Here is a 20279-nt window from a genome sequence, read left to right as displayed (position 1 = left end):
GTCTGGACCAAGTTGAGCGCGATCCGCCCTCCAATCCCCCCATGCCGGGAGGCAGTTGTGGACCGTCCTTCGTTGCCCCCCACCGGCCGAGCAAGCCGCATCAGACGTCTCGCCGCGGTCGCCGTCGCGGCCTGCGCGCTCACCGCGTCCGGCCTGCTCTCCACCCGCGCGACGGCCGCCCCCGAACAGCCCGCCGTTCCCGCACGGTCCGCGGTCCCCGCACGGTCCGCCGCCCCCGCCGACCACGCCCTGGTCGGCTATCTGCACACCAGCTTCGCCAACGGCTCCGGCTACACCCGCCTGGCCGACACCCCCGACAGCTGGGACATCATCGACCTCGCCTTCGGCGAGCCGACCTCCGCGACCTCCGGCGACATACGCTTCGGCCTCTGCCCCGCGCCCGAGTGCCCGAACGTCGAGAGCGAGGCGGAGTTCAAGGCCGCGGTCAAGGCCAAGCAGGCGGCGGGCAAGAAGGTGCTGATCTCCATCGGCGGCCAGAACGGCCAGGTGCGGCTCGCCACGACGCAGGCCCGCGACACCTTCGTCTCGTCGGTCTCCGCGATCATCGACCGGTACGGACTCGACGGCCTGGACATCGACTTCGAGGGCCACTCGCTCTCCCTGAACACCGACGACACGGACTTCAAGAACCCGAAGACCCCGGCGATCGTCAACCTGATCTCCGCGGTGAAGACCCTGAAGGCGAAGTACGGCTCCGGCTTCACGCTCACCATGGCGCCCGAGACCTTCTTCGTGCAGCTCGGGTACCAGTTCTACGGCACCGGGAAGTGGGGCGGCCAGGACCCGCGGGCGGGCGCGTACCTCCCGGTCATCCACGCCCTGCGCGACGACCTGACGCTGCTGCACGTCCAGGACTACAACTCCGGCCCCATCATGGGCCTGGACGATCAGTACCACTCCATGGGCGGTGCGGACTTCCACATCGCCATGACCGACATGCTGCTCACCGGCTTCCCGGTGGCGGGCGACAAGAACAACGTCTTCCCGCCCCTGCCGCCGGGGAAGGTCGCCATCGGCATGCCCGCCTCGGTCAACGCGGGCAACGGCCATGTGTCCACGGCGGAGGTCGACAAGACCCTCGACTGTCTGACCAAGGGCACCTCCTGCGGCACGTACCGCACCCACGGCACCTGGCCGGACCTGCGCGGCCTGATGACCTGGTCGATCAACTGGGACCGGTTCAACGGCCGGGAGTTCTCGAAGAACTTCGACGCGTACTTCGGCTGACCGCCACCAGGACGACCTGAAGCAGGGCCACGGAGAGGCACCAGCTGGCCGCGACGTCCAGCGGCCAGTGGTACCCCCGTCGCACCAGGCCGAAGCCGACCGCGACGTTCAACAGGCAGCAGCCGATGAGCAGTTCGCGGCGGCCGTACGCGCCGCGGAGCAGCGGAAGCAGGAGCAGGGCCGCCGCGCCGTAGGCGACGGCGGCCGTCGCCGTGTGGCCCGAGGGAAAGTACCCGTCGCCCGCCATGCCGGGCGGCCCCGTGCGGGCGACCAGCACCTTCAGCGGGACCACGAGCACCGGCACCGCCGCCATGGCGAGCAGCGCGGCCGTCGCGGGCAGCCACCAGCGGTCCGCGCCGCCGCGCCGCGCACGCCACGCGGTGTACGCGGCGACGGCGACGAGGACCGGCACGGCGACCGTCGCGTTGCCGAGGTCGGCGAGGAACTCCGCGGCGCGGTCCGGGAGCCGGCTGCCGGTGAGGGCGCGCCCCGCGCGTTCGTCGGCGCGGCGCAGCGGGCCATCGGCGACGACCTGCCAGGTGAGCAGCGCGAAGGCGAGGATGCAGAGGGAGACGACCAGGGCCGGGTGGCGCGGCGCGGGCGACCGGCCCTCCGGCGGGGCGGGCACGCCCCGGGAGTCCGGGGACGGGGACGGGGATGCGGACATGGCCCCAGCCTTCCAGGGATGATCGCCCGGGGGTGCGCGCGGGGCGGGGCGGCGCGGCGGTGCGCCCCGCCCGATCGCGTGCCCCGCCCCGGCGCCGGGAGTCAGCGCCCGTGCCGCCCCGCCCCGACCCCCGTACTCACCGCCCGTGCTCGCAGCACCGGCCCCGCAACTTCTCGCCCGTACGCGCCCAGTGCTTCTGTTCCCGCGCCGCCGCCGGCACCGCCGGCACCGCGGAGACGAGGTCCTTCACCTGGTACGGCACTCCGCCCCGCATGACCGACACCGTCCGCACCAGTGTGTCGAAGTCGGTGAAGGGGTCCCCGTCGACGACCGCGAGGTCGGCGAGCTTGCCCACCTCCAGCGTGCCGAGGTCACGGTCGAGGCCGAAGATCCGCGCGGGGGCGAGGGTCGCCGTGCGCAGCGTCTCGGCGACCGTCAGGCCGCCGCGCCGCAGGGCGCGCAGGGCGAGGTGGACGCCCAGGCCGGTCGGGATGCCCGGGGAGTCCGTGCCGACGGCGAGCAGTCCGCCGGCCGCCGCGATACGGCGGTAGATGTCGATCTCCCGGTTGAGGGTGGCCAGTTGGGCCCCGGTGGGCGGCTGCGCGGCCAGGTCCCGTACCTGTGCGGACTCCCACGGCGGCATCAGGCGGGTGACCCGCTCGTCGTCGGCGAGGGCGGGCGCCGCGCCGATGAGCGGAGCGGCCGAGAAGGGCGTGGCGATCAGATGGAAGTCGCCGGTGGCGGTGTAGATCTCCGTGACGTCCTGGTAGGCGAACTCGCCGATGGACGTCGCGTGCCCGAACTCGGCGCGCTGGGTGGCCTGCAGATGGGTCGTCAGGTCCTGGCCGAGCTGGATGCCGGGGGAGAGGTTGTGGCTGCCGCAGCGCACGCCCATCTCCTCGTGGGCGAAGCGCGCGGCCTCCTCCATCACCCAGGCCGGGGCCCGCACATAGGTCTTGACGAAGTCCCAGTCGAGGGCCTTGCCGCGGGAGAGGGTCCGGCGCAGGCCCTCGCGGGTGGCGTGCACGCGGTTGTCCCAGGCGATGCGGCTCCCGTCGAGGACCTCGCTCGCGGTGACGAGCCGGGGGCCTGCCAGCTCACCGGAGGCGACGGCCTCGCGCAGCCTGGCCCCCTCGTACCCGGCGCCGCCCATCGACATCGCGCTGGTGACGCCGTAGGAGAGGAAGAGGGCGGCCTGCCTGCCGCCGTACAGACCGGGCTGCGGATGCATGTGCGCGTCCCACAGGCCGGGGAGCACGGTCTGCTCCGAGGCGTCGACGCGGCGGGCCGCGCCGCGTCCCGGCCGGTGCGGGCCGACCGCGGCGACGCGGCCGCCGCGCAGGGTGATGTCGACGTTCTCGCGCACGGAGTCGTCGCCGCCGCTGCCGTCCCAGAAGCGGCCGGCGTGGATGACGGTGTCCGCGGGCGCCGGGCGCCGGTGGTCGAGCGGCACCTTGACCGTGCGGACGGAGCCGTCGGCGACGGTCAGGAGCCGGAGCCGGCCCGCCGAGAGATAGAGGACGTGACGGCTGTCGCCCGACCAGGTGGGATGGTCGGCGGCCTCCGCGGGGAAGGTGCGGGGTTCGCCGTCGGGGGTGCCGTCTCCGCGCACCGGCAGCAGCCACAGCGCGGACTCGACGACGACCGCCAGGTGCCGGCCGTCGGGCGACCAGACCGGGCCGTTGCTGTTGCGGTCGGAGATGGAGGTGTGCGGCGCCACCGCGTGGGTGGCGGCCGATCCGTCGACGGTGTCGATCACCCGGACGAGGTTGTGGCCCTCGCGGAAGCGCTGGTTGATCCGGTTGCGGAAACTGACCGCCACGTACCGGCCGTCCGGCGACCAGCTGGGCCTGCCGGACAGCTCGCCGCCGGGCGGGCTGGTGGCCAGCACCTTCTCCTCGCCGGTGCGCAGGTCCCGTACCAGCAGGTTGGTGGCGAGGTCGAAGCAGGCGAGGCGGTGGCCGTCGGGGGAGAGGGCCGGCTGGATGCGCCCGCCGGCGGCGAGCACCGTCTCCCTGCCGTCCGCGAGCTCCCGCCGGTGGACGGCGGGCATGCCGTCACGGTCGTCGGAGTACAGCAGCGCCGTGCCGTCGGGCGTCCACGCGGCCGCGTAGAGGTATCCGGTCGCCTTGGCCCGCGTCACCCGGCGCGGCGCCCGGCCGCCCGAAGTCTCGCCGACCCAGAGGGAGTTGAGGGCGGTGAACGCCACCTGCCTGCCGTCGGGGGAGAGCACGGGCAGGTCGTAGGCGCGGACGGGCCGGCGCGCGGTGCCGTCCAGGTCGTAGGACTTGAGCCGGTGACTCGGGCGGTCGACGGGCAGGGGCGCGGTGAAGGGGATTTCCTCGCGGTCTCCCGGGTCCGCGGGCCGTACGACGGTGAAGTGGCCGTCCACCGTCAGGAGCAGCTCCTTGGCGGAGACCCAGCGGGGCGGCGCGGCCTCGATGTCGCCGCCCACCGCGACCGGCTCACCGGCCACGACGAGGGCGCAGCCGGCGTTCGGCGCGGGCGTCGACCGCAGGTAGGCGAGCGTGCCGTCCGGGGAGAGCGCGGGCACGAAGACCTGGGCGGTGCCGGTGTCGGTGTGCTCCACGGTGACAGGGCCGCTGCCGTCGGCGGCCACGGAGGCGATCGTACGGGCGTCGAGCGCGCCCCCCTTGAGCGCGGCGCGGACGAACAGCACCCGCTTGCCGTCCGGCGACCACGTGGGGTCGAAGTCCTCCCACGCGCCGTCCTGCACGGGCCCCCGCTGGTCCGGCAGGCCGGTCAGCCGGGTGAGTCGGCCGGTGGCGAGCTCCAGGGTCCAGATGCGGAAGGGGGCGCCCGTCACCGGATCGCCGCCGCGCTCGGAGGCGAACGCGATCCGCTTGCCGTCGGGCGACCAGGCGGGGCCGCGGGCGTCCCACGGTCCATCGGTGCGCTGGGTCAGCTCGGAACCGTCCGGCTTCAGCGTCCAGATGTGGAAGGTACCGGTACGGAACGCGCAGACGGCGATCAGTCGGCCGTCCGGGGAATGCACCGGGCGCGACGGCTCCAGGTCCGCCGGGGTGATCGGCGCGGCCTCGCCTCCCGCGCGCGGCAGGGACCACAGCACGCCCTGCACCTCGGCGATCAGCCGGTCACCGGCGAGTGAGGCGGCGCCGTTGGTGGTCGCGGTGAAACGCAGGGTGGCGCGGGCGGGCCCGGTGTGGGCCGCGGTGGCGGCGGTGGCGGGCGCGGCGTGGGCCGCGGTGGCGGTGGTGAGCGCGCCCGTCGTGGCGGCGGCGCCGGCCGCCGACGTCGTCTGCAGGAAGCGGCGGCGCGACATGTGCGGAATGGACATCTGACTTCCCCCGTCAGCGAGTTGGGAGGGCCGCGCCGGTGAGGGCGGCCCCGCCCCGCGATCTTCGTGCAGACGCAGGGCGGAGCGGGGTGCCGTGCAGGATCCGGACGAAAATGATCTGCGCACCGCAGGAAGGCGCGTTATACAGGGAGTTGTGAGCACTGATGCGCCGACGGAGGACGAAGAGGCCTTCTCCGTAACGGAGTTGGGGGCCGACGGCCTGGACCGGCGCATCGTCAACGCCCTGCAGATCGAGCCGCGCGCCTCGTGGGCGAAGGTCGGTGCCGTGCTCGGCGTGGACGCCGTCACCGTCTCGCGCCGCTGGGCCCGGCTGCGGGCCGCGGGCCTCGCCTGGGTGACGGCGTACGAGCCGGGGCCAGGACCGGGGCGGCTGGCCGTCGTGGAGATGGAGTGCGCGGGACACCCGCTGGCGGTCGCCGAGGCGCTCGTCGACGACCCGCAGTGCCTCACGATCGACGTCGCGTCGGGCGGACGCGACCTGCTGCTCGGCGTGGGCGCGACCGACGAGGCGGCACTCGCCGACTACGTCCTGCGCCGGCTCGGCACCGTGCCGCAGGTCCGCTCCGTACGCACCCAGCTCGTCACCGCCTTCGTCAAGGAGACGGTCGACTGGCGGCTCGGGGAGCTCGGCCCGGACCAGCTCGAACGGTTCACCGGCCCCGGCCCCCGCGGCCCGGCCGCCGCACGCCCGCCGGGCCCGCTGGGCGCGCTGGACCGTGCGGTGCTCGCCGCCCTGCGCGAGGACGGACGCGCGTCCGCCGCCGGGATCGCGGCCCGCACCGGCGTGCCCGTGCGGCGGGCCCGCGCCGTGGTGCACCGCCTGCTCGCCCGGCACCGGGTGGCGTTGTGGACGGACGTCTCGCGCACGCTGGCCGGGCGGCCCGTGCAGGCCTGGTACTTCCTCCAGGTCCCCGCCGGGCGGCTGGCCGGGGTCGCCGCGCGCCTGGCCCGCCTGGAGGAGGCGCGTCTGGTGCTCTCCACCGTCGGCACGTACAACCTGGTGGTCTGCGTCTGGATGCGGGACCTGACCGAGGTCGCCCGCCTGGAGGCGCAGATCGAGGACGGCCTGGAGGGCGTGCGGACGGTGGACCGCTGCGTGACGCTGCGGACGGTCAAACGCTCGGGGAACCGGCTCGACGCCCGGGGCGGAAGAATCCCGCCGCGCACCGGGTGAACAAGCCGAAGGGTCGGCACAAGGGGGGGAGTGTGCCGGCCCTGCGGTGGCCGACCGGCCCGGCCTGTCCGAACCGGCCCGCTGACGCGGGTCCGTCGGGTGAGGTGCCGAGGCGGCCTTCCGGATCGGGGTCCGCGCGCCCCGGGGGGTTTGGGGCGGGCGGCCGTCCGATCGGTGAGGATCTCCGGATCCGAAGACTCCGGGTGTGTGCGCAAGGGCACGGCCAGGGCGGGGCTGGGGAGGCTCCGCCGAGGCACCGTCCACGGTCCCCCGTGGGCGGGGTGTTCCTCTCAACTGCGCAAACCGTACGGCAGGTTGGTCGCGGCCCGACAGCGGGAACGGCAAGCCGACATGGGGCCCGCACACCTTCTTCACACGCCCCGACCGTCCCGCGGCGCCGCAACCGCCCCACCGGACGGAATCCGCGCAGGTCACACCGGGTACCGGGGCCACGGTGACCGCACGACGGAGGCCCGTACAAAATCCGTACGGGCCTCGTGCGCCGGGTCGGCTGCCGACGGGCGTCAGACGCCCGCGAATCAGACGCCCGCGAAGGCGCCCTCGATGATGTCGAGGCCCTCGTTCAGGAGGTCGTCGCCGATGACGAGCGGCGGCAGGAAGCGCAGGACGTTGCCGTACGTGCCGCAGGTCAGCACGAGCAGGCCCTCCGCGTGGCAGGCCTTGGCCAGGGCGGCGGTGGCCTCCGGGTGGGGCTCCTTGGTGGTGCGGTCCTTGACCAGCTCGATGGCGATCATGGCGCCGCGGCCGCGGATGTCGCCGATGACGTCGAACTTCTCGGCCATGGCGGCGAGGCGGGCCTTCATGGTCGCCTCGATGTGCTTCGCCTTGGCGTTGAGGTCGAGCTCCTTCATGGTCTCGATGGCACCGAGCGCGCCGGCGCAGGCCACCGGGTTGCCGCCGTAGGTGCCGCCGAGGCCGCCCGCGTGCGCGGCGTCCATGATCTCGGCGCGGCCGGTGACGGCGGCGAGCGGCAGACCGCCCGCGATGCCCTTGGCGGTGGTGATCAGGTCGGGGACGATGCCCTCGTCCTCGCAGGCGAACCACTGGCCGGTGCGGCAGAAGCCGGACTGGATCTCGTCGGCGACGAACACGATGCCGTTGTCGTTGGCGAACTTCACGATGTCCGGCAGGAAGCCCTTGGCCGGCTCGATGAAGCCGCCCTCGCCGAGCACGGGCTCGATGATGATCGCGGCGACGTTCTCCGCGCCGACCTGCTTGTTGATCATGTCGATGGCCTGCTTGGCGGCCTCGGGACCGGCGTTCTCGGCACCGGTCGGCCAGCGGTAGCCGTAGGCGACAGGGACGCGGTAGACCTCGGGGGCGAACGGGCCGAAGCCGTTCTTGTACGGCATGTTCTTGGCGGTCAGCGCCATCGTCAGGTTGGTGCGGCCGTGGTAGCCGTGGTCGAAGACGACGACGGCCTGGCGCTTGGTGTGCGCACGGGCGATCTTGACGGCGTTCTCGACGGCCTCGGCGCCCGAGTTGAACAGCGCGGACTTCTTCTTGTGGTCACCCGGCGTGAGCTCCGCCAGCGCCTCGGCGACGGCGACGTAGCCCTCGTACGGCGTGACCATGAAACAGGTGTGCGTGAAGTCCGCGAGCTGGGCGGACGCGCGGCGCACCACGGCCTCGGCGGAGGCGCCGACGGAGGTCACGGCGATGCCGGAGCCGAAGTCGATCAGACGGTTCCCGTCGACGTCCTCGATGATCCCGCCGCCCGCGCGCGCGGCGAAGACGGGCAGCACGGACCCCACGCCACCGGCGACCACGGCGGTACGGCGGGCCTGCAGCTCCTGCGACTTCGGACCGGGGATGGCGGTGACGACGCGGCGCTCCTGCGGGATGTCGCTCATGCGGGGCTCCTGTTCTGGAGAGAGGGGACGGCTGCGCCGGCACTGGTCGGCGGTCCTGCCTGGCCCGATGGGGGGTTTCTCGCAGATTAGGGGCGGGACGGGCAGGCGGTCATGCTCCATCGGGGTGGGGTCGCACGGCATGGTTGTCCGACTTGGACACATGCGGCTGACGGGCCCCCGGGGTGGACCGGGCGCGTAACCGGTGAACTCGCCCCGCGCTGGCACTAGATTGAGCGCGGATCGACGGACGGACCGGCAGGTCAGGGGGCAAGGACCATGGACACCGACGGCACGCATGGAGCACGTGACGGGAAGCGGGCCGTACCGGCACCGCACCCGGCACCTCCCACCGCGCCCGCGCCGCCGATTCCCCGGCGGCCTCCCGGTGCCCAGCCCTCCTCCACCGTGGCCGAGTGGCTTGCCGCGCCCCGCCCCGAAGCGGCCCCAGGAGTCTGGCGCTACGGGCACCGGCCATCGGAGCCCGAAGCGGAGGCCGAGGGCACCGATCGGCGCCTGATCGTGGGCATGGTGATCTCGGCACTGCTCGGCCTTCTATTCTGGTCGCTGTGGAGGCAGGGCAGCGTCCCGTACCAGTGGGCCGTCCTGAAGCTGTTCACGCCGGGCGACTGGTGGTGGGCCGGCAGCACTCAGCCGAAGGAGTGGCGGGGCGCCGAGGCACGGATCGTCTATGACGGAGTGGTCTTCGGCGCGCTTGTGTACACCGTCGGGCGGCTGGGCGCCTGGTCCGACGCGATCCGGCACTACGTGGTGCAGCGCCCGCAGCCGTCCCGCGCCGTGCTCGCCTCCGTGGCGGCCGTGGGTGCACTCGTCTATGTCTGGCCGAGTGCACTTGGGCTCGACATCCGCCCTCTGCCTGTGGCCGACCCCGTCTTCTCGTTCGTCGCCCTCGTCGTCGGCCTCGACTTCTTCACCTCGCCGGTGGCCACCGATGCCTTGTACGCCCTGATCACGCTCGCCGTGTTGTGGCCGTTCGCGCGGATCGGTGGCTGGTGGCAGGCAGTTCGCGAGGCCAGGGGAGCGACCGGGCGCCGGTCTGCGAGCCCGCCCCGCCCTGCGGGTTCCCCTGTCCGTGCGCACTGGCCGGAACTGCGGGCGGCCGGCTGCGGCCGGGCCGCTGACCTGCTGTCGGCCGAAGTGATCAGCGGACGGATGAACGACGTCGACTGCGCCCGCATCATGCACGCCTGGCGCACCGCCGCCTCCGACCCGGTGGCGCGGGAGACCTTCGTCGACACGGTGGTCCGACAGGGGGCAACGGCCTGGACCCACCCCTCCGGGCAGCGTGACGTGCCCGCCCGCGCCGCCACCCACGACCTGCTCGTCCGCCAGGTCCGTATCGGCCGCTTCGCGAAGGACGATCGCAATCCCTATGCGGTGCGGGGCGTCGGTGCCGCCCTCGGGCCCGAAGCGCTCGGCACCTCCCTGCTCGCGGTGGGCCCGTCCGGTGCCGGCAAGACCGGCCGCCTCATGCGCCCCGTGGCCGAGTCACTCGCTCTGGGCGCACTCACCGGGCAGTGCGCGGTCGTCGTGGTGTGCGCGGCAGGAACCGCGTTGGGGGCCGACGACGCTTACGACGTCGTGGTCAAGCCAGGCGACCCGGCTTCTGTGCACGACCTCGACCTGTACGCCGACTGCGTCGACCCGGACGAAGCGGCCGCTTTCCTCGCCGAAGGACTGGTCGGCGATCTCGAAGCCGTCGACACTCGGCGGGCCGCCACCTCGCTCGCCCAACTGCTCGGCCCCTACCATGCCGCGCATGGCCGCTTCCCGCCCGTTCCCGTACTGCGCGAATTGCTGGAGGGGGACCCGGCAGGTCTGGCGGCCCTCCAGGCGCGACTCACCCCGGGCGAGCATGCCGCCATGCGCCGTGAACTCGACGCCCGGATGCGTCAGGCAGGGTCTCCCAACGACCCGGGGCCGGCACTCGCCGATCGGCTGGCCCTGCTCGACCGGTCCGCGTTCGCCGACTTCTTCAACCCCGGTGGCGACAGCAACCCCTTCTCGATGCGGGCCGTCGTCCACCACCCCCTGCGGGTCCGGGTGGACCTGCCCGAGCACGGTCACGAGGAGGGCTCGCGGCTGCTGGCCAGGCTGCTGCTCGCCCAGTTCACCCACGTCGTGCGCGGTCGCACCAGGCGGCCACACTTCGCCTGTCTGATCCTCGACGACGCTTCGCGCACCCTCACCGCCGAGAGCGTTCGAGCCATTCAACGGTTGCGGTCGCTGAACGCGGGGGTGGTCCTCGGGTTGCGCACCATAGGGGAAGTGCCGGAGGCACTCCAGGGCCCGCTGTACGCGGCGGTCGGTTGCAGGATGGCGTTCTCAGGGGTGACGACCTGGGACGGCCGCCGCTTCACCGAGGCCTGGGGCACCGAGTGGATCGAGACCAAGGAAGTCGCCCAGCACACGGTTTTCGCCGATCAGCCGATGACGCGGATGCTGCACTCGTTGCGCAAGCTCGTCACGGGCAAGGCGGTGACGACGGATGCGGTCACCGTGCGGCGGGTCGAGCGTGAGCGCTGGTCGGCCTCCGACCTCGCCCACTCACTGCCGCCGGGGCACGCCGTGCTGTCGTTGACCACGGTGGGGGGCGATCACGCGCCTCCCCTGCTGGTGGACCTTCGGGATCAAGTGGCGGCCGTATAGGGGCGGTACTTACCGCGGCTTTCCGTCTTGTTCGTACCGTACGGTGAGGCAGAATCGACACAGGTCGTTCATACGGACCGGCCAAAAGATCCACATCGTTTGAAGAACGCCAGACTGCGATCCGTACGACGCAGTTCCGTCCCGGCGCCCGCACCCCCGGGCGCCGAAAAGCCCGCCCGCCCCGCCAGCCGCAGACCTGAAGGTCCCATGCCGCCCACGCTCGCCTCGCTCGTCCACCACTCCGCGCTCAAGCTGACCGTGCGCGCGGGTGAGGGACATCTGGACGCCCCGGTCCGCTGGGCGCACGCCAGTGAGCTCGCCGACCCCGTGCCCTACATGGAGGGCGGCGAACTGCTCCTGATCACCGCGTTGAAGCTGGACGCGGAGGATCCGCAGGCCATGCGGCGCTACGTGAAACGGCTCGCGGGCGCCGGCGTCGTCGGCCTCGGCTTCGCCGTGGGCGTGCACTACCCGGACGTCCCCAAGGCCCTCCTCGACGCGGCCACCGAAGCGGAGCTGCCGCTCATCGAGGTGCCCCGGCGCACCCCCTTCCTCGCCATCAGCAAGGCCGTATCCGCCGCCATCGCCGCCGAGCAGTACCGCGCCGTGACGGCCGGCTTCGCCGCCCAGCGCGAACTGACCAAGCAGGCACTGAGCGCGGGCCCCGAGGGGCTGCTGCTCGCCCTCGCCGGGCAGGTCGACGGCTGGGCCGCGCTGTACGACGCGTCCGGCGCCGTCGTCGCCTCCGCCCCGGACTGGTCCACCCGGCGGGCCGCCCGGCTCACCGCCGACGTCGAACGGCTCAGGGAGCGCCCGGCGCCCGCCAGTTCCGTCGTCGCGGGCGCCGAGGACCGCGTGGAGCTGCACTCGCTCGGCACCGGGCGCAGGCCGCGCGCCGCGCTCGCCGTCGGCACGGCCTCGACCCTCGGTACCGCCGAGCGGTACGCGGTGCACTCCGCCATCGCGCTGCTCACCCTCACCACGGAGCGCTCCCGTTCGCTGCACGCCGCCGAGCAGCGGATCGGCGCGGCCGTGCTGCGGATGCTGCTCGCGGGCGAACCCGACCACGCGCGGACCGTCGCCGGGGACCTGTACGGCGGGCTCCTGGACGCGCCCTTCCGGCTCATCGTGGCGGAGGTCGCGTCGGCCTCGGCGGCACGGGTGCGGGTGGGGGCCGCTGCTGCGGCGGCGTCGGCCTCGGCCTCGGGGGAGGGGGCCGCGGAGGCCGGACCCGGCAACGCGTCCGCGGCGGTGCGCGCCGCGGTGGCCGACGCCTCGGCCGGCGGTGACCCGCTCGCCGCGCTCGTCGACGTCGTCGAGGCGGCGGCCGCGCGCTCCGGCGAGGCGCTGCTCGTGGTGCCGTACGGCGAACGGCTCGTGCTGCTCGTGGTCGACGGCGGCTCGGGCGTACGGGCCTGCGCGGAGTACGCGGGGGCCCTGGAGGCGGGGCGCGGAACCTCGGGGCGCGAGCCGGCCGCCTCCGGCGAGGAGGCCGAGCTGGTGATGGGGCTCTCCGCGCCGGCCGGGCCGATCGCGGCGGCCACCGCGTACAAACAGGCCGAGCAGGCGCTGTCCGTCGCGCGGCGGCGCGGGCGCGCGCTCGTCGAGCACGAGGAGCTGGCCGCCGGTTCCGTCCTGCCGCTGCTCGCGGACGACGCGGTGCGGGCGTTCGCGGACGGGCTGCTGCGGGCGCTGCACGAGCACGACGCGACGGGCCGCGGCGACCTCGTCGCCTCCCTGCGGGCGTGGCTCTCCCGGCACGGCCAGTGGGACGCGGCGGCGGCCGACCTGGGCGTGCACCGCCACACCCTGCGCTACCGCATGCGCAGGGTGGAGGAAATCCTGGGCCGCTCCCTCGACGACCCGGACGTCCGGATGGAACTGTGGCTCTCCTTGAAGGCAACCTCGATGGGCTCGGACTGAAGGTCCCGGGTGCGGGGCGCCCACGAGGGGCGCGGGGAACTGCGCGCCCAGCCCGAACGGGCGCGCGGCCGAGGAACGAGCGGAACCGGGCCCGCGGCCGAAAGGCGGGGGCCACCCCCACCAGGGGCGCGGGGAACTGCGCGCCCAGCCCCGGCGGGCCCGCGGCCGAAAGGCGAGGGCCACCCCCACCAGGGGCGCGGGGAACTGCGCGCCCAGCCCCCGCGGGCCCGAGGCCGAAGAACGATGGGAATCCGCGCCCGGCCCGCACAGGGCTCGCGGGCTCGCGGCCGAAGAACGCCGAAGCCCGCGCGGCCAGCGCCCCACAGGGGAACAGCGAAGGAACAAGGGCGACACGTACAAACCGGCGCGAGGCCCCCGGCCAGCACTCCGCGTCGGACAAACGCCACCGACTCCCCCTCCCCCTACGGTGAGGGACGTACCCCCCAGACACACCACCGCGGAAGGGCCGGGAATCGACATGACTTCCATCCACGCCTTCTGGCTCGCCGGTCGCCAGACCACCGGCGAGACCACCCTCGACGTCACCTCGCCCTGGGACGGACGGCTCGTCGGCAAGGCCGCCGTCCCGACCGACGCCCAGGTCGAGGAGGCCGTCGCCGCCGCGTACGCCGTGCGCGACGAGTTCGCCGCGACCCCGGCCCATGTCCGCGCCGCCGCCCTCGCCCACGTCTCCGACCGGCTTGTCGAGCGCACCGAGGAGATCGCCCAGCTGATCTCCGCCGAGAACGGCAAGCCGATCAAGTGGGCCCGCGGTGAGGTCGGCCGCGCGGTCTCCGTCTTCCGGTTCGCCGCGGAGGAGGCCCGCCGCTTCAACGGCGGCGAGGCCCAGCGCCTGGACACCGACGCGGGCGGCCAGGGCCGTCTCGCGCTGACCCGCCGCTTCCCCAAGGGCGTCGTCCTCGGCATCGCGCCGTTCAACTTCCCGCTGAACCTCTGCGCGCACAAGATCGCCCCGGCGATCGCCGTCGGCGCGCCGATCATCCTGAAGCCGGCGCCGGCCACCCCGCTCTCTGGCCTGATCATCGGCGAGCTGCTCGCCGAGACCGAACTGCCCGCCGGTGCGTGGAGCATCCTGCCGGTCGCCAACGACAAGATGCCCGCCCTCGTCCAGGACGAGCGGATGCCGGTCATCTCCTTCACCGGCTCCGAGCAGGTCGGTTACGCGATCATGGACTCGGTGCCGCGCAAGCACTGCACGCTGGAGCTCGGCGGCAACGGCGCGGCCGTGGTCCTCGCCGACTACGCCTCCGACGAGGACCTCGACTGGGCGGCCTCGCGCATCGCGACGTTCTCCAACTACCAGGGCGGCCAGTCCTGCATCTCCGTGCAGCGGGTCATCGCGGACGCCGCGGTGTACGACCGTCTGGTGCCGCGCGTGGTCAAGGCCGTCGAGGCCCAGGTCACCGGCGACCCGTCCGACCCGGCGACCGAGGTCGGCCCGCTGGTCAGCGAGGACGCCGCCAAGCGCGTGGAGTCCTGGGTCGACGAGGCGGTCAAGGCGGGCGCGAACCTGCTCGTCGGCGGCGAGCGCGACGGCGCCTCGTACGCGCCGACCGTCCTCGCCGACGTCCCGGCCGACGTGACGATCTCCTGCGAGGAGGTCTTCGGCCCGGTCCTCACCCTGAAGAAGGTCGAGGGCGAGACCGAGGCGTTCGACGCGGTGAACGACTCCAAGTACGGCCTCCAGGCGGGCGTCTTCACCCACGACCTGCAGACGGCCTTCCGCGCCCACCGCGCCCTGGAGGTCGGCGGCGTGGTCATCGGCGACGCGCCCTCCTACCGCGCCGACCAGATGCCGTACGGCGGCGTGAAGCAGTCCGGAGTGGGCCGCGAGGGCGTCCGCTTCGCGATGGACGACTACACGTACGAGCGCGTCATGGTCCTGACGGGCCTGGCCCTGTAACGCCGCCGACGCAGACCAACGGCCGGAGCCCACTGTGCGGGGGCTCCGGCCGTTCTCGTCAGCGGTCCGAGGCCCGAGGTCCGATGTCCGAGGTCCGGGTCCGGCCGCCCGGCCGAACTCCCGGGTACGGGCGTATCGTTCGGATAAGAGCCCTTTGCGCATCTGGAGGCTCGCCATGGCCCAGCACGGCGCACACCCGCAGTGGTCCCGACCGATCCCGCCCCCGCCGAACCGGCCGCCCGGCACGCACGGTCGCCTCCGACGCCCGCACTGGCGCGTGCTGACCTGGGTGATCCTGGCCTTCAACGCGCTCATGCTGGTGTGCGTCGTCGTCGGCGTCAACGCGGCGAGCGACGGGGGCGAGACCTGCGCGGACGACGCGTGCGCGGCGGGCAACGACCTCGGCACGCTGATCGGTACCGGCATGCTCATCTTCGTCTGGATGGCCGGCGCCGTGATCCTCGGCGTTATCTGGCTCGTGACGAACCAGCACCGGGAACGCGACCGGCGCGATCGCCGGTGGTGATCGGCCCTCGCCGCGGCCCACACGAAGCAGACCGTGGAGTGTCGCACTCCGGCTGCCGCCCCGATCGGGGCTCCCTCTGCGCCGAACGCTGCGCGAAGACTGGTGAGGTCGGGATGGATCGGGTACCAACGATCCAGTAGCACCAGTCAGTAACCGACCGGGCGCGACGGGTCCCCGGGCCCGCACGCCCCACTCCGCGGCGAGGTGAGCTCCTCATGACCGCACCAACCCCCAAACCGTCCGTGAGCGAACGCGAGGCCCGGCAGGTCGCCGAGGCCGCCCGTGAGCAGGACTGGCGCAAGCCCAGCTTCGCCAAGGAACTCTTCCTCGGCCGATTCCGGCTCGACCTGATCCACCCGCATCCGATGCCGCCCGACGAGGACGCGCAGCGCGGGGAGGAGTTCCTCGCCAAGCTGCGCGACTTCTGCGAGACGAAGATCGACGGGGCCCGCATCGAGCGCGAGGCGAAGATCCCCGACGAGGTGATCAACGGGCTCAAGGAGCTCGGCGCGCTCGGCATGAAGATCGACACGAAGTACGGCGGGCTCGGGCTCACGCAGGTCTACTACAACAAGGCCCTCGCCCTCGTCGGCTCCGCGAGCCCCGCGATCGGCGCGCTGCTCTCCGCGCACCAGTCCATCGGCGTACCGCAGCCCCTGAAGATCTTCGGCACCCAGGAGCAGAAGGACGCCTTCCTGCCCCGGTGCGCCCGCACCGACATCACCGCGTTCCTGCTGACCGAACCGGACGTCGGCTCCGACCCGGCCCGCATGGCCATGGCGGCCGTCCCGGACGGCGACGACCACTACGTCCTGGACGGCGTGAAGCTGTGGACCACCAACGGCGTCGTCGCGGACCTGCTCGTCGTCATGGCCCGCGTCCCGAAGTCCGAGGGGCACAAGGGCGGCATCACCGCCTTCGTGGTCGAGGCGTCCTCCGAGGGCATCACCGTGGAGAACCGCAACGCCTTCATGGGCCTGCGCGGCCTGGAGAACGGCGTGACCCGCTTCCACCGCGTCCGCGTCCCGGCCGCGCACCGCATCGGCCCGGAGGGCGCGGGCCTGAAGATCGCCCTCACCACCCTCAACACCGGGCGGCTCTCGCTGCCCGCGATGTGCGTCGGCGCCGGCAAGTGGTGCCTGAAGATCGCCCGCGAGTGGTCCGGCGCCCGCGAACAGTGGGGCAAGCCGGTCGCGTACCACGAGGCGGTCGGCCAGAAGATCTCCTTCATCGCGGCGACCACCTTCGCCCTGGAGGCCGTCCTCGACCTGTCCTCCCAGATGGCCGACGAGGACCGCAACGACATCCGCATCGAGGCCGCCCTCGCCAAGCTGTACGGTTCCGAGATGGCCTGCCTGATGGCCGACGAGCTCGTCCAGATCCGCGGCGGCCGCGGCTTCGAGACCGCCGAGTCCCTCGCGGCCCGCGGCGAACGCGCCGTCCCCGCCGAACAGATCCTGCGCGACCTGCGCATCAACCGCATCTTCGAGGGCTCCACCGAGATCATGCACCTGCTCATCGCCCGCGAGGCCGTGGACGCCCACCTGAAGGTCGCGGGCGACCTCATCGACCCGGACAAGACACTGTCCGACAAGGCGAAGGCGGGCGCACGGGCCGGCGGCTTCTACGCCCGCTGGCTGCCCAAGCTGGTCACCGGACCCGGCCAACTCCCGCGCTCGTACGCGGAGTTCCACCCGGACGGCCACCCGGACCTCTCCGGCCATCTGCGCTACGTCGAGCGCGGCGCCCGCAAGCTGGCCCGCTCCACCTTCTACGCCATGTCCCGCTGGCAGGGAAAGATGGAGACCAAGCAGGGCTTCCTCGGCCGCGTCGTCGACATCGGCGCCGAGCTCTTCGCGATGAGCGCGGCATGCGTACGGGCCGAACTCCTGCGCACCACCGAGGCCCACGGCCGCGAGGCGTACCAACTGGCCGACGCCTTCTGCCGCCAGTCCCGCATCCGGATCGACGCGCTCTTCGACCGCCTGTGGACCAACACCGACGAACTGGACCGCACCGTGGTCAAGGGCGTCCTGTCGGGCACGTACACCTGGCTGGAGGAGGGCGTCGTCGACCCGTCGGGCGAGGGCCCGTGGATCGCGGACACCACGCTCCCGAAGAAGCCGCGCCCGGACGTGCGCAGGGTGATCAAGGAGGGGTGAACGGGCCGTGACCCCGGCCGGCACGGACCGCCCGCCGGGGTCGCACCGTGCCCCGGCAGGGCTTGGGCGGGGTCACGCGCGTACGCGCCGTACGGACGAATGAACCCCCGCGCGCGCCACGCGCGCCCCCAACCGGGCATGCCCTGTCGGAGCGGAGGCGTGTTGCGGCCACAATGGGGGGATGAGCGACAGCCCATCCCCCCTCGCCGACCCGCATCTCGTCTTCGACCCCGTGACCGCCGGGGACGGATCGGGACCGCGGGACATCGTGATCCTCGGCTCCACGGGATCGATCGGCACCCAGGCCATCGACCTCGTCCTGCGCAATCCCGACCGCTTCCGCGTCACCGCGCTCTCCGCCGCGGGCGGCCGCGTCGGCCTCCTCGCCGAGCAGGCACGACAGCTGCGGGTCAGCACCGTCGCGGTCGCCCGCGAGGACGTCGTACCGGCGCTGCGCGAGGCGCTGCGCGCGGAGTACGGCGCGGGGGAGCCGCTGCCCGAGATCCTGGCCGGACCCGACGCCGCGACCCAGGTGGCCGCGTCCGAGTGCCACACGGTCCTGAACGGCATCACCGGCTCCATCGGCCTCGCGCCCACCCTCGCCGCCCTGCAGGCGGGCCGCACCCTCGCGCTCGCCAACAAGGAGTCGCTGATCGTCGGCGGACCCCTGGTCAAGGCCCTCGCCAAGCCCGGCCAGATCATCCCGGTCGACTCCGAGCACGCGGCCCTCTTCCAGGCGCTGGCCGGCGGCACCCGCGCGGACGTGCGAAAGCTCGTCGTCACCGCGTCCGGCGGCCCCTTCCGGGGACGGACCAAGGCCGACCTCGCGCACGTCACCCCCGAGGACGCCCTTGCGCACCCCACCTGGGCGATGGGCCCGGTCATCACGGTGAACTCCGCGACCCTGGTCAACAAGGGCTTGGAGGTCATCGAGGCGCACCTCCTCTACGACATCCCCTTCGACCGCATCGAGGTCGTCGTCCACCCCCAGTCGTACGTGCACTCCATGGTCGAGTTCACCGACGGCTCGACGCTCGCGCAGGCGACCCCGCCCGACATGCGTGGCCCGATCGCCATCGGCATCGGCTGGCCCGAAAGGGTCCCCGACGCGGCCCCGGCCTTCGACTGGACGAAGGCGTCGAGCTGGGAGTTCTTCCCCCTGGACAACGACGCGTTCCCGTCGGTCGGCCTCGCCCGGCACGTCGGAAAGCTCGCGGGCACGGCCCCGGCGGTGTTCAATGCCGCCAACGAGGAGTGCGTGGACGCCTTCCTGAAGGGCGCGCTGCCGTTCAACGGCATCATGGAGACCGTGACGAGGACCGTGGAGGAACACGGCGCCCCGGTCTCCGCGGGGTCGGGAACCTCCCTGACCGTCGCGGACGTCCTCGAAGCGGAGACCTGGGCGCGTGCTCGGGCACGCGAACTGGCAGGCAAGACGACCGCGGAGGCCCGTGCATGACGACCTTGATGATGATTCTCGGGATAGTCGTCTTCGTGATCGGGCTGCTCTTCTCGATCGCCTGGCACGAGCTGGGCCACCTGTCGACCGCCAAGATGTTCGGCATCCGGGTGCCGCAGTACATGGTCGGCTTCGGCCCGACCCTCTTCTCGCGCAAGAAGGGCGACACCGAGTACGGCGTCAAGGCCATCCCCCTCGGCGGCTACATCCGCATGATCGGCATGTTCCCGCCGGGCGCGGACGGCCGCATCGAGGCACGGTCGACGTCGCCCTGGCGCGGCATGATCGAGGACGCCCGCTCGGCCGCCTTCGAGGAGCTCCAGCCCGGCGACGAGTCCCGCCTCTTCTACACGCGCAAGCCGTGGAAGCGCGTGATCGTGATGTTCGCGGGCCCCTTCATGAACCTGATCCTCGCCGTCGCGATCTTCCTCGGCGTGATGATGACGTTCGGCATCAGCAGCCAGACCACCCAGGTCGGCAAGGTCTCCGACTGCGTCATCCAGCAGAGCGAGAACCGCACCAAGTGTGCGAAGGGGGACAAGGCCGCGCCCGCCAAGGCCGCGGGCCTGAAGCCGGCCGACAAGATCGTCGCCTTCCAGGGCAAGCCCGTCGAGGACTGGTCCACGCTCCAGACGAAGATCCGCGAGACCATCGGCCCGGCCACCATCACGGTCGAGCGCGACGGCAAGCGGGTCGACCTGCACGCGAACCTGATCAAGAACCAGGTCACCAAGACCGACGGCGACGGCGCCTACGTGGAGGGCAAGTACGTGTACGCCGGGTTCCTCGGCTTCACGCCCGCCACCGGCATCGTCCAGCAGTCCTTCGGCGAGTCCATGGACCGCATGGGCGACATGATGGAGAACGGCGTCGAGTCGATCGTCGCCCTGCCCTCCAAGATCCCCGACCTGTGGAACGCGGCGTTCGGCGACGGCGAGCGCAAGCAGGACTCCCCGATGGGCGTGGTCGGCGCGGCCCGCGTCGGCGGTGACGTGTTCACGTTGGACATCCCGCCGGAGAACCAGATCGCGATGATGCTGTTCCTCATCGCGGGCTTCAACCTCTCCCTGTTCCTGTTCAACATGCTGCCGCTGCTCCCGCTCGACGGCGGCCACATCGCGGGCGCCCTGTGGGAGTCCGTGCGGCGCAACGCGGCGAAGGTCCTGCGCCGCCCCGACCCGGGCCCGTTCGACGTCGCCAAGCTGATGCCGGTCGCGTACGTGGTCGCGGGCATCTTCATCTGCTTCACGATTTTGGTGCTCATCGCGGACGTGGTGAACCCGGTGAGACTCTCCTGAGGGAACCGGACGCGTGA

The 20279-nt window shown here is 72.8% G+C and carries 11 protein-coding genes and 1 pseudogene; 9 read left to right on the top strand and 3 right to left on the bottom strand.

Annotated elements, in window-relative coordinates:
• Window positions 1-243: 243 nt before the first annotated feature.
• Window positions 244-1248: pseudogene (locus ACFYO9_RS00305) on the top strand (chitinase); the annotation flags it as partial.
• Here ACFYO9_RS00305 and ACFYO9_RS00300 read toward each other — a convergent pair.
• Window positions 1202-1915, bottom strand: a complete 714-nt coding sequence (locus ACFYO9_RS00300) for a phosphatase PAP2 family protein (protein ID WP_358773896.1) — start codon at window positions 1913-1915, stop codon at window positions 1202-1204. The pseudogene ACFYO9_RS00305 and the gene ACFYO9_RS00300 overlap by 47 nt on opposite strands.
• Window positions 1916-2051: 136 nt before the next feature.
• Window positions 2052-5234 carry an amidohydrolase family protein gene (locus ACFYO9_RS00295; RefSeq protein ID WP_358773895.1) on the bottom strand — a complete coding sequence of 1061 codons (3183 nt, stop codon included), beginning with the start codon at window positions 5232-5234 and terminating at the stop codon, window positions 2052-2054.
• A gap of 154 nt (window positions 5235-5388) precedes the next feature.
• Here ACFYO9_RS00295 and ACFYO9_RS00290 point away from each other — a divergent pair, with 154 nt between their 5' ends.
• Window positions 5389-6429, top strand: a complete 1041-nt coding sequence (locus ACFYO9_RS00290; protein WP_358773893.1) for an Lrp/AsnC family transcriptional regulator — start codon at window positions 5389-5391, stop codon at window positions 6427-6429.
• 539 nt (window positions 6430-6968) lie between these two features.
• Here the strand turns inward: ACFYO9_RS00290 and gabT are convergent.
• Window positions 6969-8303: a 4-aminobutyrate--2-oxoglutarate transaminase gene (gene gabT, locus ACFYO9_RS00285; protein ID WP_358773891.1), complete on the bottom strand. Its 1335-nt coding sequence runs from the start codon at window positions 8301-8303 to the stop codon at window positions 6969-6971.
• A gap of 276 nt (window positions 8304-8579) precedes the next feature.
• Here gabT and ACFYO9_RS00280 point away from each other — a divergent pair, with 276 nt between their 5' ends.
• The 7 genes from ACFYO9_RS00280 (at window position 8580) to ACFYO9_RS00250 (ending at window position 20262) form a co-directional block, all read left to right on the top strand.
• The gene (locus tag ACFYO9_RS00280; RefSeq protein WP_358773889.1) at window positions 8580-10970 is read left to right on the top strand and encodes an ATP/GTP-binding protein; all 2391 of its coding nucleotides are present in this window, start codon (window positions 8580-8582) and stop codon (window positions 10968-10970) included.
• Between the two features lie 207 nt (window positions 10971-11177).
• A complete protein-coding gene (locus ACFYO9_RS00275; protein WP_358773887.1) occupies window positions 11178-12893 on the top strand; it encodes a PucR family transcriptional regulator in 1716 nt (571 codons plus the stop codon).
• 478 nt (window positions 12894-13371) lie between these two features.
• Window positions 13372-14817: an aldehyde dehydrogenase family protein gene (locus tag ACFYO9_RS00270; protein ID WP_358773886.1), complete on the top strand. Its 1446-nt coding sequence runs from the start codon at window positions 13372-13374 to the stop codon at window positions 14815-14817.
• A gap of 175 nt (window positions 14818-14992) precedes the next feature.
• Window positions 14993-15343 carry a hypothetical protein gene (locus ACFYO9_RS00265; protein WP_388665871.1) on the top strand — a complete coding sequence of 117 codons (351 nt, stop codon included), beginning with the start codon at window positions 14993-14995 and terminating at the stop codon, window positions 15341-15343.
• 215 nt (window positions 15344-15558) lie between these two features.
• Entirely contained in the window at window positions 15559-17505 is a 1947-nt protein-coding gene (locus ACFYO9_RS00260) for an acyl-CoA dehydrogenase family protein (protein ID WP_355811863.1), read from the top strand.
• A gap of 181 nt (window positions 17506-17686) precedes the next feature.
• Window positions 17687-18964, top strand: a complete 1278-nt coding sequence (gene dxr, locus ACFYO9_RS00255; protein ID WP_358773882.1) for a 1-deoxy-D-xylulose-5-phosphate reductoisomerase — start codon at window positions 17687-17689, stop codon at window positions 18962-18964.
• Window positions 18961-20262, top strand: a complete 1302-nt coding sequence (locus ACFYO9_RS00250; protein WP_358773881.1) for a site-2 protease family protein — start codon at window positions 18961-18963, stop codon at window positions 20260-20262. The genes dxr and ACFYO9_RS00250 overlap by 4 nt, the downstream gene beginning before the upstream one ends.
• Window positions 20263-20279 lie beyond the last annotated feature (17 nt).

It is taken from the genome of Streptomyces sp. NPDC005863, assembly GCF_042871345.1.
GTDB lineage: Bacteria > Actinomycetota > Actinomycetes > Streptomycetales > Streptomycetaceae > Streptomyces.
This window is presented reverse-complemented; position numbering and strand designations above follow the sequence as displayed.

What these genes read in the sequence shown, in the direction of transcription:
- ACFYO9_RS00270 (WP_358773886.1), top strand. Translation starts at nt 13,372, where the DNA reads ATGACTTCCATCCACGCCTTCTGGCTCGCCGGTCGCCAGACCACCGGC.
- ACFYO9_RS00275 (WP_358773887.1), top strand. Translation starts at nt 11,178, where the DNA reads ATGCCGCCCACGCTCGCCTCGCTCGTCCACCACTCCGCGCTCAAGCTG.
- ACFYO9_RS00260 (WP_355811863.1), top strand. Translation starts at nt 15,559, where the DNA reads ATGACCGCACCAACCCCCAAACCGTCCGTGAGCGAACGCGAGGCCCGG.
- ACFYO9_RS00250 (WP_358773881.1), top strand. Translation starts at nt 18,961, where the DNA reads ATGACGACCTTGATGATGATTCTCGGGATAGTCGTCTTCGTGATCGGG.
- ACFYO9_RS00300 (WP_358773896.1), bottom strand. Translation starts at nt 1,915, where the DNA reads ATGTCCGCATCCCCGTCCCCGTCCCCGGACTCCCGGGGCGTGCCCGCC.
- ACFYO9_RS00295 (WP_358773895.1), bottom strand. Translation starts at nt 5,234, where the DNA reads ATGTCCATTCCGCACATGTCGCGCCGCCGCTTCCTGCAGACGACGTCG.
- dxr (WP_358773882.1), top strand. Translation starts at nt 17,687, where the DNA reads ATGAGCGACAGCCCATCCCCCCTCGCCGACCCGCATCTCGTCTTCGAC.
- ACFYO9_RS00265 (WP_388665871.1), top strand. Translation starts at nt 14,993, where the DNA reads ATGGCCCAGCACGGCGCACACCCGCAGTGGTCCCGACCGATCCCGCCC.
- ACFYO9_RS00280 (WP_358773889.1), top strand. Translation starts at nt 8,580, where the DNA reads ATGGACACCGACGGCACGCATGGAGCACGTGACGGGAAGCGGGCCGTA.
- gabT (WP_358773891.1), bottom strand. Translation starts at nt 8,303, where the DNA reads ATGAGCGACATCCCGCAGGAGCGCCGCGTCGTCACCGCCATCCCCGGT.